Source organism: Paenibacillus sp. J22P165, assembly GCF_059692015.1.
Genome location: NZ_JCAUAP010000007.1, coordinates 295,508 through 313,836, shown reverse-complemented (window position 1 = coordinate 313,836; position 18,329 = coordinate 295,508). Strand labels below are relative to the sequence as shown.

Here is an 18,329-nt window from a genome sequence, read left to right as displayed (position 1 = left end):
ATCCGATTTAGGAGGCCAATTTCATGTTAAGATCCTTATACTCAGGCGTTTCAGGTATGCGTGGTTTTCAAACGAAGCTAGATGTTATTGGAAATAATATCGCTAACGTGAATACCATCGGATTTAAAGGCAGTCGTGTTATGTTTAAGGACATTCTGAGCCAAACCGTTTCTGGTGTCAGTGCACCTGATGATAATCGTGGTGGTGTGAATGCTCAGCAAGTTGGTTTAGGTGTTAGTTTGGCTGCTATTGATACTGTACATACACCAGGTAGCGCAATGACAACGAATGTACCTACGGATTTACGGGTGAATGGTGATGGCTTCTTCGCAGTTGGAACAACAGAACAAGTCGATGCGCCGTATTTGACAAGAGCGGGTAACTTCACTGTGGATCCTACTCGAAACTTAGTAAATCCAGAGGGGCTTCATGTCATGGGAGCTGACGGAGCAGGTCCCATCGTGATTCCAGATGATATCGTGTCTTTCTCTATTGCTCAAAACGGTGACATTATTGGTGTTAATGCCGATGGAGAGACCATTAATACAGGGCAAAGAGTTGGTGTTGTGAGAATAACGAACCCTGCAGGTCTTGAAAAAATTGGAGGAAACTTGTATCAAGTAACCGGCAATGCTCTTGCAGAGGGAGAAGAAATTGTAGTTGGAACCGCTGGTGACCCAGAAACAGGAGTTGGAAGTATTATTTCTGGTCAATTGGAAATGTCCAATGTAGACTTGACTGGAGAATTTACGGAGATGATTATTGCTCAACGTGGCTTCCAAGCAAATTCCAGAATTATCACAACGTCAGATCAAATTCTTCAAGAGATTGTAAATCTTAAGAATTAATGACTAATTGAATGAATAAGAAGGGGGAGCGGAGCTCCCCTTACCCTGATTCAGGAGGAGAATAATGATTTCTCTCACTCGTTTAAATGGTAGACCGCTTATCTTGAATGCCATATTGATAGAACTTATCGAAGAAACTCCAGATACGATGATTACATTGACAACAGGCAAGAAAATCACAGTTCTCGAAAAGGCAGAGGTTGTGGTAAGCTTAGTGCGGACCTATATGCAAGAAATTGGATCCGTACGAGCGACAATACAGTCCAGGGATACGGAGGGTTCGTAAGTGTTCAAGAACAAAATATTTATACTCATTGTTTCCATTCTTATCGCTATCACCTTAATTCTCACTGCAGCGTTTGTTTTGTGGAATTTTATGGAGAAGAACAATCAATCCTCAGATCCAGCCGTTAAGGCTCAGGAAGCTGCTGCAAGTGTGAAACCAGCGAAACCGGCTTCTGCAGAAACGGTGAAGGCAAACACATCTATCATTAAAGATGTTTTGACTAATTTATCAGGTGGTCAGAATTTTATTAAAATCAGCTTTGCGTTTGAGATGGAAAATTCCAAAGCTAAAGCGGAATTTGATAGTTTGCTTGATTCTGCTGTGAAAGGTACAATCGTCAAAATCTTGGGGGATATGACGAAGGAACAAATTGATGGAAGTAAAGGTTCAGATAGTTTAACTTCCTCAATTATGAACAAACTGAACGAGTTAATGCATGCGGGAAAAATTAAACAAATTTGGATAACTGATAAAGTGCTACAATAACTCGTCAATGATTTTGCTTAGAGGAGGTGACTCGAATGGTTGATGTTTTATCGCAAAATGAGATCGATGCCTTGTTGGCAGCTTTGTCTTCCGGTGAAATGGATGCAGATGAACTAAAGAAGGAGGATACTCAGAAGAAGGTAAGGGCTTATGATTTTAAGCGAGCAGTACGTTTTTCTAAAGATCATATTCGTAGCTTAACCCGTATTCATGAAAATTTTGCGCGATTTTTAACGACTTATTTTTCAGCACAGCTGCGTACATTCGTTCAAATCAATGTAGTCCAGGTTGAACAATTGCCTTATGATGAATTTATTCGTTCGATCCCAAAAATGACCATTTTGAACATCTTTGAAGCAGAGCCTTTAGAGGGTCGAATGGTACTTGAGGTTCATCCCAATGTCGCGTTTGCTATGTTAGATCGATTATTAGGTGGAGCAGGTACAACGCCAACCAAAATTAATGCATTAACCGAGATTGAAACAATTGTTATGGAGCGAATATTTAGTAGAGCGTTCGATAGTTTACAAGAAGCTTGGAAAAATGTAATTGATATTCAACCTCGTTTAGAGGCGCTAGAGACGAATCCGCAGTTTATGCAAATTGTTTCTCCTAATGAAACGATTGCATTAATATCGCTGAGCACTAAAATCGGGGAAACAACAGGAATGATCAACTTATGTATTCCTCATGTTGTTATTGAACCAATCATGCCTCGACTTTCTGTACACCACTGGTTTGTTTCCCAGAAGAAGACGAGAGCACCTGAAGAAGTGGAAGCACTTCAATCTCGCTTGGAGAAAACCAAGCTACCTCTCATTGCAGAGTTGGGATCGTCTGAAATTTCAATTCGAGATTTCTTAGGGTTGACGATAGGCGATGTAATCCCGCTGCATAAATCCGTCGAAGATTCGCTTCAAGTCAAGGTTGGCGAGAAGCTGAAATATCTCGGAAGCCCTGGTACCGTAAAAGGGAAGATGGCTGTACAAATTACAGAAATCGTGAATGAAGGAGAAGAAGAATATGATGAATAACAGAGACTATTTGTCGCAGGAAGAGATCGATGCTTTATTGAGACAATCATCTGAAGAAAGTTCTGTCCCTTCATTTCATGGGCCTCCGCGAGTGGAAGAATTTTTATCTCCATTGGAACAAGATGCACTTGGGGAGATTGGTAACATCACGTTCGGCAGCGCGGCTACAGCGCTATCGACACTATTAGGTAAGAAAGTAGAGATAACAACACCTAAGGTGTCAGTGATTGGTAAAGAAGAATTGGAAGAACAGTTTCCTAGACCACATGTTGCTGTTCATGTGAATTATGTAGATGGCTTTGATGGAATTAATTTACTTGTCATTCAAACGAAAGATGCGCAAGTTATTGCTGATCTTATGATGGGTGGAGACGGCACTGGAGGCGATGAAAATCTGAGTGAAATTCATATCAGCGCCGTGCAAGAAGCCATGAATCAGATGATGGGATCATCAGCTACTTCCATGTCTACTATATTTAATCGATTTGTCAATATCTCTCCACCAGGAATCGACATATTAAATTTGTCGAAAGGAGAAGGAAAACTGCCTGATGAGGACGTATTTATAAGGATATCGTTCCGACTCACCATTGGCAATCTAATTGATTCCAATATCATGCAGTTACTACCTGTTCCTTTCGCCAAAGAAATGGTAACCATCCTAATGGGTGGTGGTGAAACAGAATCAGCTATGGAAGCTGCGCCGACAGTGCAAGCAGCACCAGTAGTAGCTACTCCTACGCAAGAAGCACCTAGATCGCAGCCTGCACCTGTGTATGAGCAGCCTGTTTATCAACAGCCTGTGTATGAACAGCCGATGTATCAGCAGCCTCCTATGGGTCAGCCGATGTATCCACCACAACAACCGATGTATCAACAACCACCAGCTGCGATAGGTGGTATACCTAATCGTAATGTGAATGTTCAACCTGTTCAGTTTGGTAATTTGCAATCAGGTGCTTACACGCAAGCAGATGATACGAACCTAAATTTGCTTCTCGATATACCACTGAAGGTAACCGTGGAGTTAGGAAGAACGAACAAGGTGATTAAAGACATCTTAGAACTGTCTCAAGGCTCGATTATTGAGCTGGACAAGCTTGCTGGTGAACCGGTTGATATTTTGGTGAATAATAAGTTGATTGCCAAAGGTGAAGTCGTCGTCATCGATGAGAATTTTGGGGTTCGTGTAACTGACATTGTTAATCAATGGGAACGAATTCAAAAATTACAATAATTTAATCTTAGGGGGATATTTTCAATGGCTAACCGTATTCTAATTGTGGATGATGCAGCTTTTATGAGAATGATGATTCGTGATATTTTATCGAAAAATGGGTATGAAGTATGTGGCGAGGCGAATGATGGAGCCCAAGCTATTGAAAAATATAAAGAGTTGAAGCCTGATCTGATTACGATGGATATCACAATGCCTGAAATGGATGGTATTCAAGCATTGAAAGAAATAAAGAAAATTGATCCAAACGCAAAAGTCATTATGTGTTCCGCGATGGGTCAACAAGCTATGGTTATTGATGCTATTCAAGCGGGAGCTAAAGATTTCATCGTAAAACCATTCCAAGCTGATCGTGTAATCGAAGCTATTAAAAAGACTCTAGGTTAAACCGTACAAATTCGGTTGAGTCTTACATAAACCGAAAGGGTTGTTCTTATGAAAAGACGTCAATCGAATAAACTTTACTTCAGCATACTTAGCATGTTCACGCTATTTTATACAAATAATCTTATCCATGCTGAAACAGAGCCAAATCAGGAGATACCTGGGGTGGACTATCCAGATTCAATGGGTTCGATGAGCTCCCTATTTATGGTTGTTAAGGTCATTACTGTCCTCGTGTTTATAATCATTCTTTTTTATGTACTTATGAGATATGTGGCGAAGAAAAATAAAGGCACTTTGTTTGGGAACTCAATTAGATCTTTAGGTGGGGTTCTCTTAGGGCAGAACAAATCGATTCAAATTGTTGAAATTGGCCACTCGCTCTTCGTTGTTGGCGTTGGTGAGAATATTCAGTTATTGGATAAGATCGTCGACGCCGATGAAGTAGCCTATATTTCAGATTTATTGCAAACATCACAGGATGATCGCTTGACCTTCGGTACTCTAAGCAAATGGATCAATAAATTGCCCAAAAAAAAGAACGATGTGGAAGAGGAAGTAGAAATTACTTCTTCGTTCCAACAAGTATTTCATGATAAATTGCGGCGCGTGTCGAACCGTAATAAAAATGTTGAAGAATGGTTGTCTGATCAAAAACAAAAAGATCGGTTGAATGAAGAATGAAACGAAATAAATTAGTTGGCGTACTGTTGCTTGTTGTGATTTCGGTTTTCTTATTATCTTTAACTGCTTCTGCTGCCGAAACGGATATTACAAATCCGATTCCCGGTTTGAATGTTAATATCGGAACAAGCACGGCGACTGGAGGATCATCGAATACAGTCACACTCCTTTTAATGCTTACCGTGTTAAGTTTAGCTCCGTCTTTTCTTATTTTAATGACAAGCTTCACGAGAATTGTGATTGTACTGGGGTTCGTCCGAACATCATTAGGAACTCAACAAATGCCACCTAACCAGGTTTTAATCGGACTCGCTCTGTTTTTAACCTTTTTTATTATGTCTCCAACTTTAGGGGAAGTTAATCAAACAGCTTTACAGCCGTATTTGAAGGGTGAGATCAATCAAACTCAGGCTTTTCAGACCGCCTCTCTACCCATGAAGAAATTTATGTTTAAACATACGCGCCAGAAGGATTTGAAACTGTTTCTTGACTATTCTAAAGCTAAAGCTCCAACAGGGGTTGAAGACATTCCACTTACTTCATTAGTGCCTGCTTATGCAATTAGTGAATTAAAATCTGCTTTCCAGATGGGTTTCATGATATTTATACCGTTTCTCGTTATTGATATGGTTGTATCGAGTACTTTGATGGCTATGGGGATGATGATGCTCCCGCCCGTGATGATTTCACTCCCATTTAAAATCCTTCTTTTTATTCTTGTAGATGGTTGGTATCTTGTGGTGAGATCGTTACTTCTAAGCTACGGTTAAAGACCAAGATATCGGAGGGAATCTAGATGGGTTCGGAATTTGTAATACGAATTGCTGGTGAAGCTGTTTACACTGTTCTAAAAGCTAGTGCGCCAATGCTTATTATAGGGTTAATCGTTGGTCTAGCCATTAGTATTTTTCAAGCAACGACTCAAATCCAAGAACAAACCCTTGCTTTTGTTCCGAAAATTGTTGCCGTACTGCTTTCTATCCTTATTTTTGGATCTTGGATCATGAATACTCTCGTTGATTTCACCTTTAATCTACTCAACAATCTTTACAAATTCGTTGGTTAGGTTGTGAGTGGAATGCCAACAATTATTCAATCTATCCCTATTTTTCTGCTTATTTTTTGTCGAATTACATCTTTTTTTGTCGTGGTGCCCATTCTTTCTTCTAGAAATGTGCCAATGATGTTTAAAGTAGGACTCTCTGTCTTTATATCATTGATCATTTTCTCAACATTGGGTATGGAAAAGAGCATCCCAATTGATGGTGTTTACTTGTTGCTCATTATTCGTGAAATGCTGATTGGCATATTATTAGGATTTCTCGCGTACATTTTTTTCACTGTCGTTCAAACCGCGGGTTCGTTTATGGATATGCAAATTGGTTTTAGTATGGCTAGCGTAATTGATCCTTTAACTGGTGCTTCGACGCCGATGCTCGGTAACTTGAAATATATGGTTGCCGTGCTATTGTTTCTGTCTTTTGATGGACATCATTATTTGATTAGAGCCATCATTGACAGTTACAAATGGGTACCAATTGATAATGCATTATTTAGTCGTATTTACGATGGACAAATTTCTGAGTTCTTATTTAAATCGGTCTCCAAAATGTTTTACCTATCCTTTCAACTCGCAGCCCCTATCGTTGCAGCCTTATTTTTAACCGATTTAGGATTAGGTCTTTTAACGAGGGTTGCACCACAATTTAATATTTTTGTTGTTGGTGCACCACTTAAAATGATCTTAGGATTCTTCTTGCTTGTTATTGTTTTCCCTGAGTTAATTTCACAATTTCAACAGTTATTCGGAATTATTTTTGACAATATGGAGAAAATGCTTCAAATCGTGAGCGGTACACCGCAGATATCACCTAAGTAGGAGGAGAACCGTGACCCAACAACTTCGTATACAGCTTGATTTACAATGGTTTGCTGGGGATAAAACGGAGCCTGCTACTGCTAAAAAAAGACAGGATGCCAGAAAAAAGGGTCAAGTTGCCAAAAGTATGGACTTGCCCGCGGCTTCCATTTTGCTTTTTTCATTCGTGGCATTTCTCATGTTTGGTTCGTTTATGAAAGGTAAACTTCTTCATATCTTTCGGAATGTATATGAGAACCAACTCGTAATGGATATAACCATGGGGAATGTACAAGTGTTATTTATGGATTTGACCGTACAAAGCTTGATTATTGTGGCACCAATCTTTATTTTAGTTGTGCTTATTGCTATTATAGCTAATTATGCTCAATTCGGTTTTATGTTTATTGGTGAGCCATTGATGATGAAGTTTGACAAGATTAATCCTATTAGTGGTTTTAAACGAATTTTTTCGATGCGAACGATTATGGAATTTGTGAAGTCGACGTTGAAAATGTTGATTATCGGCTTCGCGGTCTATACGACTTTGATAGGACATAAAGCAAGGCTGCTAGGGTTAGGTCATGCGCCCCTGGAGAACACATTTTCTTTCATTGCTTCAATCACTTTAAGCTTAGGCATTAAAATCGGAGTCATTCTTATCGTTTTAGCCATTTTTGATTTCATTTATCAAAGATTCGAACATGAGAAAAGTCTCCGAATGTCCAAACAAGATATTAAAGATGAGTATAAGAAAAGTGAAGGAGATCCTCTCATCAAAGGGAAGATCCGTGCCAAGCAACGTCAGATGGCTATGCAACGAATGATGCAGGAAGTTCCAAAAGCCGATGTCATCATAACTAACCCAACTCACTTCGCGGTTGCTTTGAAGTACGATGCCAATAATATGCAGGCTCCGACTGTAATTGCAAAAGGTGCAGACTATGTTGCCTTGAAAATTAAAGAAATCGCCAAACAGAATGGCGTCATGACAATGGAAAATAAACCGCTTGCTCGAGCGATTTTTGCACAGGTGGAAATTGGCGATGCGATTCCAGCAGATTTATTCCAAGCTGTAGCAGAAGTACTAGCGTATGTATATAAGATGAAGGGTAAGACGAATTAATGTAGAGGGAGGTGCAATCTGATGAAAATCAAAGATTTATTAGTTCTACTCGGTATTATTGGCATCGTGTTGATGATGATTGTACCGATTCCTATCCCTTTGCTGGACTTTTTACTTATTATTAATATTTCAATCGCATTAATGATTATCTTGGTCGCCATGAATACGCAAGAAGCGCTTCAGTTCTCTATTTTCCCATCTTTGCTACTGATTACAACTCTGTTTCGATTGGCATTAAACGTGTCAACAACTCGTAATATCTTAGCACATGCTGAAGCAGGCGACGTGGTCAGAACTTTTGGTTCATTCGTAGCCCAGGGCAATATCGTTGTGGGATTCGTCGTGTTTCTCATCCTTGTCTTGGTTCAATTTATTGTTATTACCAAAGGTTCTGAGCGCGTGGCCGAGGTAGCAGCTAGATTTACATTGGATGCAATGCCAGGTAAACAGATGAGTATTGATGCTGATTTGAATGCGGGTATGATTAATGAAGTGCAAGCAAGAGAAAGACGTCAAAAAATTGAACGCGAAGCAGATTTCTATGGTGCCATGGATGGTGCCAGTAAATTTGTAAAAGGTGATGCGATTGCTGGTATCATCATCCTCGTTATCAATTTAATTGGTGGCTTTATTATTGGGATGACCATGAAGGGAATGGATTTCGCAGAGGCTCTGCACACGTTCTCGATACTAACGATTGGTGATGGATTGGTAAGTCAGATCCCAGCGCTTCTTATTTCTACTGCAGCGGGTATTATTGTAACTCGAGCATCTTCTGAAGGAAACTTAGGTCATGATATAACAAAACAGTTAACGGCTCAGCCAAAGCTGTTGTTCATTGTTGCAGGTACACTGGTTGTACTAGGTACATTTACACCTATTCATTGGTTTACAACGTATCCGATCGCGGCTTTACTAGTTTATGCTGGTTTCAAAATGCAAAAGAATTTGGAACGTGAAGCCATTAAAGAAGAACAATTGGTTGAAGAACAACAGATTGAGGAAGTTCGGAGTCCTGAGAGCGTCATATCCTTACTTCAAGTCGATCCGATTGAATTTGAGTTTGGGTATGGACTAATCCCACTAGCAGATACACAACAGGGTGGCGATTTATTAGATCGTATTATTTTAATACGTCGTCAATGTGCTTTAGAGCTAGGGGTTGTTGTTCCAGTTATTCGAATTCGAGATAACATCCAATTAAGACCAAATGAGTATATCATCAAAATTAAAGGCAATACAGTTTCCCGTGGCGAACTACTTTTAAATCACTATCTAGCTATGAGTCCTGGTTTTGATGATGATTCCATTTCAGGAATTGAAACGACGGAGCCAGCTTTTGGTCTACCAGCGATTTGGATTGATGAAATGAATAAAGAGAAAGCTGAACTTTCTGGCTACACAGTAGTGGATCCACCTTCTGTTGTAGCAACGCATTTAACGGAAATCATCAAGAAACACATCCATGAACTCTTGGGTCGTCAAGAGACGAAAGCACTTGTCGACAATGTTAGAGAATCGTTTCCTGCACTTGTTGATGATCTCATTCCATCCGTGCTAACAGTTGGAGATATTCAGAAAGTGTTAGCTAAGCTTCTCCGAGAGAAAATATCTGTTCGTGACTTGGTCACAATTCTAGAAACACTCGCGGATTACGGTACGTATACGAAAGATCCAGAGATTCTTACCGAATACGTGAGGCAGTCACTGTCACGTCAAATTACGCAACAGTTTACTTCACAAGGCGATTCATTGAAAGTTATTACAGTTGGACCATCTGTTGAGAAGAAAATTGCAGAGTCTGTGCAGCAATCCGATCAAGGAAGTTACTTGGCATTAGATCCTTCTTCCTCGCAAATTATTTATCATCGTGTGACGGAACAAGTTACGAAATTAATTCAATCGGGGCAACAGCCAGTCATTTTAACATCACCAACCATTCGGATGTACGTAAGACAGCTTTTAGAGAGAACGCTACAAGATATACCTGTTCTTTCATATAGTGAATTAGAGCCGAGCGTCGAAATTCAAAGCATGGGGGTAGTCAATTTATGAGAGTAAAAAGATATGTTGTCGATTCCATGCCAGACGCTTTACAAAAGATTCGTACGGATCTTGGCAAAGATGCTGTAATCCTAAATACCAAGGAAATTCGTACAGGCGGTTTTCTTGGTATGTTTGGTAAGAAAAAGATTGAAGTGATCGCGGCTATTGATGCAGCAAATCCGAAACCTACACCTGCTCCACAACGAGTGGCACCACAGCCGTTAGCTCAATCCAAAGTAAACAATCCAGTGGCTCAGAACAAAAATAGTATGCATCAATCTGATTTCCCAGATGTACCTGATGTGTTAGCTCCAATATCATTAAAGAATGAACCAGTTGCAATGAATCCTGTACCTGCTCCAGAGAAAGTGATGATTCCCGCGCAACACCAAGCTTACTCACCTTCATCTATACATTCATCAGTAAGAACTTCTGTGAAAGATGAGCAATTAATGGATGAACTGAAACAAATGAAAGAAATGATGAAGAAGCTTACGGCAGTGACAGATGAAGGAAAGCTTCCAGAAGCCTTACAAAAGTTAGAACAAAGGTTATACGACCAAGAAGTGAACCCAGATCTAGTTCGTCAAATTATGGAAGAAGTTATGGCAGACTTTCAACTTGCTGATGAACCTGTTACAGAAGAATCAGCCCACCAGCTTGTACGTTTGAAACTAGGTGAGATCTTTCAAACAGATCAAAGTAAACATATTTCCGCACAAACGCGTGTTGTTCATTTCGTTGGACCGACAGGCGTAGGTAAAACAACAACAATTGCGAAACTAGCTGCAGAGCAAGTATTGAAGTATCAACGCAAAGTGGGGTTTATTACTTCAGATACGTACCGAATTGCCGCAATTGAACAGTTGAAAACTTATGCAACTATATTAAATGTACCACTTGAGGTTGTGTTTTCCCCGCAGGATTTGACGAAAGCATTTCAGAATCTATCAGAATGCGACATCATTTTCATGGATACAGCAGGGCGTAATTTCCGGAACGAAATGTATGTTTCAGAATTGAATGCATTACTCAAAACACAAGGGAATAGTGAAACTATTCTAGTTTTAAGTTTAACGACTAAATATCGTGATTTACGTGCTATAACGAATAATTTCAGTAAATTCAAATTGGATAAAGTGCTGTTTACTAAAATGGACGAAACGGATTCTTATGGAGCTATCTTAAATGTTGTTCATGAGTTTTCTCTAAAACTTTCGTATGTGACAACAGGGCAAAGTGTACCCGATGATATTGCGGAAATGAACGAGTGGCAAATCATTGATTTGTTATTGGAGGAACCTAGAACATGAAGGATCAAGCAGAAGGGTTACGGAACTTGGTTCAGACACAGGGCGATAAAGGCACAAGGACAACCAGAATCATTACCGTGACCAGTGGAAAAGGTGGGGTTGGTAAATCCAATTTTACGCTAAACTTCGCTTTACGTCTGCAGTCTTTAGGGTTTAAGGTACTTGTATTCGATGCAGACATTGGACTCGCGAACATTGATGTATTAATGGGTGTATCTTCAACTTATAGCTTGTATCATTTGCTGAAGAAAGAAAAGACGATATGGGAAATCATCCAAAAGGGATCTAATGACATAGAATTTATTGCCGGTGGCTCTGGATTTAATGACTTATTACGCTTAAGTGAAGAAGAGTTAAATTATTTTGCTGAGCAAGTTATGCAATTGAATGGTTATGTTGACTTCATCATTTTCGATACGGGTGCGGGGCTTTCCAAAGAAACGCTGAAGTTCATACTTGCGGCGGAAGAAGCCATTGTTGTTACAACGCCTGAGCCAACATCCATCACGGATGCTTACGCAATCATTAAGATGGTTAACTCGATGGGACATCATGTATCTTTTAAATTGGTAATTAACCGAGTCACAGATGCAAAAGAAGGCAAGCAAACAGCGGATAAGATCTCTTTAGTAGCCAAGCAGTTCTTAAATATTCAAATTCCAACGTTAGGCTTTGTAGATGATGATCCGGTGGTTTCCAAAGCAGTGAAGAGACAAATCCCTTTTACAATTGCTTTCCCTAATTCTAATGCAACCACAAGCCTCAAAACACTTACAGATAATTACATTAAAGGATATCGCCAAATCGAAACACCTTCTATCGGTGTCAAGAGCTTTTTAAATAAAATGTTGAAACTTTTAAAATAGGAATTTTGAAAATTATGTCGAATAAGCAGATAGAGGAGTGATGCAGCTTGGCAATATATAACATTCTTGTCGTAGATGACTCCGTCTTTATGCGAAAAATTGTTAGTGATTTAATTTCCGAACATCCGCAATTCAAAGTCATAGGTACTGCTAAAAATGGTCAGGAAGCCATTGAACAAGTTAAGCTGCTTCGACCTGATGCTGTGACAATGGATATAGAAATGCCTGTCATGAACGGATTGGATGCGCTTAAACACATCATGGAAGAGCAACCTACTCCTGTTATCATGTTAAGCTCTTTAACACAAGAGGGCGCGCTTGAAACGATTAGGGCCTTGGAATTGGGTGCAGTTGACTTTATTCGAAAGCCATCGGGATCCATTTCTCTGGATTTGTATAAAGTTAAGTTATTGTTGCAAGAAAAACTGCAAGTGGCTGTCCGTTCTAGAATGAATGTCACTCTGCCAAGTCGTGTGCAGACGCCACTCGCAAATGTGAATCCTTTGTCAATGAGATCAAAGATGATTAAAGAATCTCTAAATCAATCAGATTCGTTTGTCACGGCAAGCTCAAGTTCAACACAATTTAATCATGTAGTTGCTATTGGCACTTCTACTGGTGGACCGCGTGCTTTACATCAAGTCATCTCCAATATTCCTGCAGGATTTCCAGCTCCAATCTTAATTGTTCAACATATGCCACCTAACTTTACTAAATCACTCGCTCAAAGGTTGAATGATATTTCTCAAATTAGGGTTGTTGAAGCCGCGGATGGCGAAGTCCTCCAAACAGCTACAGCTTACGTAGCACCTGGTGGATGGCATATGGTAGTCTACAAAGAACCAAATCGCACCTACAAACTTAGATTAACCAAAGAAGAGCCTGTTTCTGGTCATCGACCATCAGTAGATGTGATGTTTGAATCCTTACTAAACATGAGTGAATTAAAGCGACATGTCGTTTTGATGACGGGAATGGGTAGTGATGGGGCCAAAGGGATGCTTGCTCTGAAGGAATCTGGTGCGGCAACAACAATTGCCGAATCCGAAGAAACTTGCGTCGTGTATGGAATGCCTAGAGCGGCTGTAGAGAACCAAGCTGCAATGTATGTGTTACCTCAACAAGATATTGCAACTCGTTTATCTAAGTGTGTACAGAATGAAATGAACTAAAACAATTATTGGGTACTGGATGATTCTATTGGAGGTGTGTAGTAGTGGAACTTAGTCAATATCTATCGATGTTTATCGATGAATCAAAAGAGCATTTGCAATCATTAAATGAAAATCTTTTAAATTTAGAAAGCAATCCGAAAGACATAAGTATCGTACATAATATTTTTCGTTCAGCTCATACGTTAAAAGGGATGTCTGCAACAATGGGCTTTGAGGACATCGCAGCACTTACTCATGAGATGGAAAATGTGCTTGATCTTGTACGTAATAACAAAATTGAAATGGACTCATACATATTTGATTGTATTTTTAAAAGCTTAGACTCTTTGGAATCCATGGTGGAGGATATCATTCAAGGTGGGACAGGTAAAGCAGACGTAAGTCCTATCGTTGTTTCCTTGCGATCCATCGTGACAGGTGACTACAAAAAAGAGGTAGTACCTTCCTCAGCAGTTATTGTCAAAGAACCAGCGAAGGGTATTGAAGTGGATGAATTTCAATATTCGATTCTTCAACAATCGATTGAATCTGGTTTTCTAGTTTTTTACATAGAAGTTAATGTTAATGAAAATTGTGTTTTAAAAGCTGCTCGTGCTTACATGGTATTCGATGCTATGGAAAAAATGGGCGAGATTATTAAATCGACGCCAACCGTGCAAGAAATTGAGCAAGAGAAGTTCGATCACTCATTCTCGCTTTACTTTATTTCAAAAGTTGATCAAGCAACGCTAGAGAAAGAGATTTTAAATGTATCTGAGATTGCATCTTGTGTGATTATTACAGTAGATACGGAATCTCTTGCTGAATTATCAAGACCGATTGCAGAAATCGAAACAGCGCATCAAGAAATTGCAGCAGCTGTTGCGGCCACCTTGCCTACGCCGAATACAGTAGATATCAAACCCTCAGAACCTGTTGCAACGGCTGCAGCTAAACCAGCTGCTGGTGGAGCTCCTGTAGCGAGTAGGACGATTCGTGTAGATATTGAGCGTCTGGACACCTTGATGAATCTTTTTAGTGAGCTCCTGATTGATCGAGTTCGTCTAGAGCAGCTAGCAAGTGAAGTAAAACGAAATGATCTAACAGAAACCGTTGAACATATGTCACGTGTAAGCAGTGATTTGCAAAATATCGTCTTGAAGCTCCGCATGGTTCCTGTAGATTCCGTATTTAATAGATTCCCGCGTATGATCAGAGATTTAGCTAAATCTTTGGACAAAAAAGTGGATCTTGTGATTACTGGAGCTGATACCGAACTCGACCGTACGGTTATTGATGAAATTGGTGATCCGTTAGTTCATTTATTGCGTAATGCTGTCGATCATGGGATCGAATCCATCAGTGAGCGTGTGGCCGTTGGAAAACCAGAACAAGGAACGATTCAACTTCGTGCCTTCCACAGTGGTAACCATGTCTTTATTGAGATCGAAGAAGATGGTAAAGGGATTTATCGTGAAAAAGTTTTGAAAACCGCATTGAAGAACGGTCTCGTTACTGCCGAACAAGCTGCAAAGCTTTCGGATCATGAAGTGTACAATTTGTTATTCGCATCTGGTTTCAGTACAGCTGAGAAGATCTCTGATATTTCTGGTCGTGGCGTTGGTCTTGACGTTGTTAAAACGAAAATTCAGATGTTAGGCGGACATGTTCAAGTAGATTCGAAGCCAGGCTTTGGAAGCAAATTCTCTGTACAATTGCCATTAACGCTATCTATTATTTCTGCAATGCTAGTACGTTTGGGTAGTGAGAAATATGCGATTCCGTTGTCTTCCATTGTTGAAACTTCAGCTATTCAAAAATCGCAGATTCGTAACATTCAAGGTACTAAAATGATTGATTACCGTAAAACAGTGATTCCATTGGTGTCCGTAAGTTCCTTATTCCAGGTTCCTGATTTCAATGAGGATTTGGAAGAAGAAACAGAAATCGTCGTTGTTCGTAAGGGCGATAAACAAGTAGCACTGATGGTGGATGAATTTATTGGCCAGCAAGAAATCGTATTAAAAACACTAGGTAAATACCTAACAGGGATATTCGCAATTTCAGGAGCAACCATTCTTGGGGATGGACAAGTAGCATTGATCATCGACCCTAATGCATTGATTAAATAAACCATATTCGATAAGGAGGGTTTCAAAATGGGAGAAGAAAAAAAGGTAATTGTCTTCGCACTTGGATCGGAAGAGTATGGTGTTGAAGTAGAAAAGGTAAGAACGATTGAAAGAATGCAGCCAATGACTCGTGTACCGAAAGCACCGGAATTTATTAAAGGTGTGATTAACTTGCGTGGGATAGTTATTCCAATTATTGATCTACGTGCTAGATTTGGACTTGAAGAGGTAACTAGCACAGATGCAACTCGTATCATTATCGTGTCTGCAGCTGAATTCGAAGTAGGGTTGATTGTTGACTCCGCGAATGACGTAATCGATGTCGATACAGACAATATTAATACACCGCCAGAAGTTGTTGGTGGAATTAAAGCGAAATACTTAGATGGTATTGCACGAGTTGGCGATAACAGATTGCTAGTTCTACTTAACCTTGAGCAAGTATTGAATCGTAGTGAAATTCAGCAGCTAGAAAGATTTGAGGAATAACTCGTGGACGTTTTCAGCCAATTAGAGGATTTCCAATTAGATGTGCTTAAGGAAGTAGGGAATATTGGCGCGGGGCATGCTGCAACTGCGCTTTCTACCTTAATGAATAAGCCGATTGATATGTTGGTTCCCAAAGTAAGAATGCTGCCTTTCGAAGAAATTTGCGAAAGTGTCGGTGGAGCCGAGACTGTCGTATTAGCGATCTTCTTGCGTGTAGAAGGAGATGCTCCCGGCAACATGTTCTTCATTCTGGATTTAGACGCTGCTAAAAATATGCTTCACGATTTGGTTGGTTTATCCATATCAGATCAAGAAGAGTATTCCGAGTTAGAATTATCAGCACTGAATGAGATTGGAAATATACTTGCTGGCTCTTATTTATCCTCACTTGCTGACTTTACGAATTTAAATATGCAGCCGACGGTTCCAGCGCTGGCGATCGACATGGCTGGTGCAATATTAAGCTATGGTTTATTGCAATTTGGTCAAATGGGGGACCAGGCTCTCCTCATTGAAACTAAATTCTTGGAAGGGGACAATGAAGTGCAAGGGCACTTTTTCTTAATCCCTGATCCGGAATCGTTTGGTAAAATCTTTTCGGCATTAGGGGTAGTCTCTCCATGACGCTAGAACACTTAATTAAAGTAGGAATGGCTGACTTGAATGTTGCTCATCAAACGGGTGTTTTGAAGACAACAGGTTTAGGTTCATGTGTAGGGGTAACTCTATATGACAGCCGATCCAAAGTGGCAGGTATGGCACATGTCATGCTGCCGTCCTCCGAAATAGCAAGAGAAGGTTCGTTGAACTTTGCTAAGTATGCAGATACGGCAATTCCTGAGCTTATCACAAGAATGGAAAAGCTAGGAGCAAGCATAAGCAAACTAGAAGCAAAGCTAGCTGGCGGCGCTCAAATGTTTGCATTTGCTGGAAATAATGATACGATGAGAATCGGGCCGCGGAATGTAGAATCTTGTAAAGAAATGTTGAATCGTTACAAAATTCCCATTCTGGCTGAGGATACAGGAGCTAATTATGGCCGCACAATTGAGTTTTTTAGTGCGACGGGGATTCTACTAATCCGAAGTGTTCAATTAGGAGTAAAGGAAATTTAATGATGATTGGAACTATACGAATAAATTTCGTTGTCGCCCTATTAGCTGGTATTTTTACATTTGTTCTATCGATCACTAATAATTTATTTCTATCATCCTGCATTAAAAGCGGGTATAGTTTTCTCATATTATTTGTTGTAACTTTCGGATTTAGATGGGTCTTAGGGTTATTGATTGGATCTGTTTCATCACTTGAGAACGCATCAACCGACAATTCCTCATCCGCAGTTGGTCAAAATTTAGATCTACTTACACCCGATGAGGATGAGGAAACACGTCAACTAATGAAGTCGAACCACGCGAATATTTCCAAAGATGAACATTCTTTTGAGATGCAATTTTCACCATTGAATCCACCTAAGCTAGTCACCAAGAATAATCTGGACCCTGAACAACTGGCGGGTGCCTTGAGGCGAATGTCTGAAGATTAAGGATGTGAATCAGAAATCATGATTGATCAAAAGCAAGTTCAGCTAGCGAATATTGAATTGTGGAAACAGTGGAAGGAACAAGGCCTTGTAGCAGCGAGACAAGAACTAATTGAGAACTATTTACCATTAGTCGAGTATGTTTCAGGTAGATTAGCTATCGGCCTTCCTAAAAGTGTTTCCAAAGACGACTTATCCAGTTTTGGGGCTATGGGATTGATTGATGCCATTGAGAAGTTTGATTATGCACGTGGGTTACAATTTGAAACCTATGCTTCATGGAGAATTCGCGGATCAATAATTGATGGTTTACGTCAAGGTGATTGGGTTCCAAGATCTGTGAGAGAAAAGGCTAAGAAGGTAGAAGAAGCCTATCAAAAGCTCGAACAGCAACATCTTCGATCGGTTACAGACAGCGAGATCAGCTCTTATTTGGAAATCAGTGAACAGGATTTTCAGCAAATGCTTCAGGATATTTCCATCACAACGATTTGTTCGATTGATGATCCCATTCGAGAAGAAGAATCGGAAACTAGATTATCTCTCATTGTTGATGAGAAAGCCAAGAATCCAGAAGCACAAGTCAATGAGTTTTACCTGAAGGAATCATTGGCGAAAGCAATAGACAGATTGACAGAAAAAGAACGAACCGTTGTCTCATTATTTTATTTTGAAGAATTATCGTTAAGTGAAATTGCAGAAGTTATGTGTTTGTCACCATCCCGTATTTCTCAACTACATTCAAAAGCCATCTTAAGACTTAAAGGTGTGCTTGGGCGATTTAAGAATCAACTTTTTCAAAATAATTAAACTTAATCTGAATGCATGGAAAGGTGGTATGTC

Annotated in this window: 21 protein-coding genes; all 21 read left to right on the top strand. The window is 39.8% G+C overall.

Annotated elements, in window-relative coordinates; all coding sequences use genetic code 11:
• Positions 1-23: 23 nt before the first annotated feature.
• The 21 genes from flgG (at position 24) to AC58QM_RS18740 (ending at position 18,296) form a co-directional block, all read left to right on the top strand.
• Positions 24-848: a flagellar basal body rod protein FlgG gene (flgG, locus tag AC58QM_RS18840; protein ID WP_497286432.1), complete on the top strand. Its 825-nt coding sequence runs from the start codon at positions 24-26 to the stop codon at positions 846-848.
• Between the two features lie 64 nt (positions 849-912).
• The gene (locus AC58QM_RS18835) at positions 913-1,134 is read left to right on the top strand and encodes a flagellar FlbD family protein (RefSeq protein WP_056624951.1); all 222 of its coding nucleotides are present in this window, start codon (positions 913-915) and stop codon (positions 1,132-1,134) included.
• A complete protein-coding gene (locus tag AC58QM_RS18830) occupies positions 1,135-1,620 on the top strand; it encodes a flagellar basal body-associated FliL family protein (RefSeq protein ID WP_497286431.1) in 486 nt (161 codons plus the stop codon). It begins immediately after the preceding gene.
• 35 nt (positions 1,621-1,655) lie between these two features.
• A complete protein-coding gene (fliM, locus tag AC58QM_RS18825) occupies positions 1,656-2,654 on the top strand; it encodes a flagellar motor switch protein FliM (protein WP_497286430.1) in 999 nt (332 codons plus the stop codon).
• The gene (gene fliY / locus AC58QM_RS18820; protein ID WP_497286613.1) at positions 2,647-3,891 is read left to right on the top strand and encodes a flagellar motor switch phosphatase FliY; all 1,245 of its coding nucleotides are present in this window, start codon (positions 2,647-2,649) and stop codon (positions 3,889-3,891) included. The genes fliM and fliY overlap by 8 nt, the downstream gene beginning before the upstream one ends.
• A gap of 24 nt (positions 3,892-3,915) precedes the next feature.
• Positions 3,916-4,278 (top strand): response regulator, encoded by a 363-nt coding sequence (locus tag AC58QM_RS18815; protein ID WP_497286429.1) that lies wholly within the window; start codon positions 3,916-3,918, stop codon positions 4,276-4,278.
• 48 nt (positions 4,279-4,326) lie between these two features.
• On the top strand, positions 4,327-4,959 hold the full coding sequence (locus AC58QM_RS18810) for a flagellar biosynthetic protein FliO (protein WP_497286428.1): 633 nt from the start codon (positions 4,327-4,329) through the stop codon (positions 4,957-4,959).
• A complete protein-coding gene (gene fliP / locus AC58QM_RS18805) occupies positions 4,956-5,729 on the top strand; it encodes a flagellar type III secretion system pore protein FliP (protein WP_497286427.1) in 774 nt (257 codons plus the stop codon). Before AC58QM_RS18810 ends, fliP begins: the two co-directional genes overlap by 4 nt.
• 26 nt (positions 5,730-5,755) lie before the next feature.
• Entirely contained in the window at positions 5,756-6,025 is a 270-nt protein-coding gene (gene fliQ / locus AC58QM_RS18800) for a flagellar biosynthesis protein FliQ (protein WP_068662567.1), read from the top strand.
• Between the two features lie 12 nt (positions 6,026-6,037).
• Positions 6,038-6,838: a flagellar biosynthetic protein FliR gene (gene fliR / locus AC58QM_RS18795; RefSeq protein ID WP_497286426.1), complete on the top strand. Its 801-nt coding sequence runs from the start codon at positions 6,038-6,040 to the stop codon at positions 6,836-6,838.
• A 10-nt stretch (positions 6,839-6,848) separates the two neighbouring features.
• A complete protein-coding gene (flhB, locus tag AC58QM_RS18790) occupies positions 6,849-7,943 on the top strand; it encodes a flagellar biosynthesis protein FlhB (RefSeq protein WP_497286425.1) in 1,095 nt (364 codons plus the stop codon).
• Positions 7,944-7,964: 21 nt separating this feature from the next.
• A complete protein-coding gene (gene flhA / locus AC58QM_RS18785) occupies positions 7,965-9,998 on the top strand; it encodes a flagellar biosynthesis protein FlhA (protein ID WP_497286424.1) in 2,034 nt (677 codons plus the stop codon).
• A complete protein-coding gene (gene flhF, locus AC58QM_RS18780; RefSeq protein WP_497286423.1) occupies positions 9,995-11,302 on the top strand; it encodes a flagellar biosynthesis GTPase FlhF in 1,308 nt (435 codons plus the stop codon). The genes flhA and flhF overlap by 4 nt, the downstream gene beginning before the upstream one ends.
• Positions 11,299-12,168, top strand: a complete 870-nt coding sequence (locus AC58QM_RS18775; RefSeq protein WP_497286422.1) for a MinD/ParA family protein — start codon at positions 11,299-11,301, stop codon at positions 12,166-12,168. The genes flhF and AC58QM_RS18775 overlap by 4 nt, the downstream gene beginning before the upstream one ends.
• A 47-nt stretch (positions 12,169-12,215) precedes the next feature.
• Positions 12,216-13,340 carry a protein-glutamate methylesterase/protein-glutamine glutaminase gene (locus AC58QM_RS18770; RefSeq protein ID WP_497286421.1) on the top strand — a complete coding sequence of 375 codons (1,125 nt, stop codon included), beginning with the start codon at positions 12,216-12,218 and terminating at the stop codon, positions 13,338-13,340.
• Positions 13,341-13,384: 44 nt separating this feature from the next.
• Complete coding sequence (locus AC58QM_RS18765; RefSeq protein WP_497286420.1) at positions 13,385-15,454, top strand: chemotaxis protein CheW; 2,070 nt, start codon at positions 13,385-13,387, stop codon at positions 15,452-15,454.
• 27 nt (positions 15,455-15,481) lie between these two features.
• The gene (locus tag AC58QM_RS18760) at positions 15,482-15,943 is read left to right on the top strand and encodes a chemotaxis protein CheW (protein ID WP_497286419.1); all 462 of its coding nucleotides are present in this window, start codon (positions 15,482-15,484) and stop codon (positions 15,941-15,943) included.
• Between the two features lie 3 nt (positions 15,944-15,946).
• Complete coding sequence (locus AC58QM_RS18755; RefSeq protein WP_497286418.1) at positions 15,947-16,567, top strand: chemotaxis protein CheC; 621 nt, start codon at positions 15,947-15,949, stop codon at positions 16,565-16,567.
• Positions 16,564-17,058, top strand: coding sequence for a chemotaxis protein CheD (locus tag AC58QM_RS18750; protein WP_497286417.1), 495 nt, complete (start codon positions 16,564-16,566; stop codon positions 17,056-17,058). The genes AC58QM_RS18755 and AC58QM_RS18750 overlap by 4 nt, the downstream gene beginning before the upstream one ends.
• A complete protein-coding gene (locus tag AC58QM_RS18745; protein WP_497286416.1) occupies positions 17,058-17,489 on the top strand; it encodes a hypothetical protein in 432 nt (143 codons plus the stop codon). The genes AC58QM_RS18750 and AC58QM_RS18745 overlap by 1 nt, the downstream gene beginning before the upstream one ends.
• Positions 17,490-17,507: 18 nt before the next feature.
• The gene (locus AC58QM_RS18740) at positions 17,508-18,296 is read left to right on the top strand and encodes a FliA/WhiG family RNA polymerase sigma factor (protein WP_310500297.1); all 789 of its coding nucleotides are present in this window, start codon (positions 17,508-17,510) and stop codon (positions 18,294-18,296) included.
• Positions 18,297-18,329 lie beyond the last annotated feature (33 nt).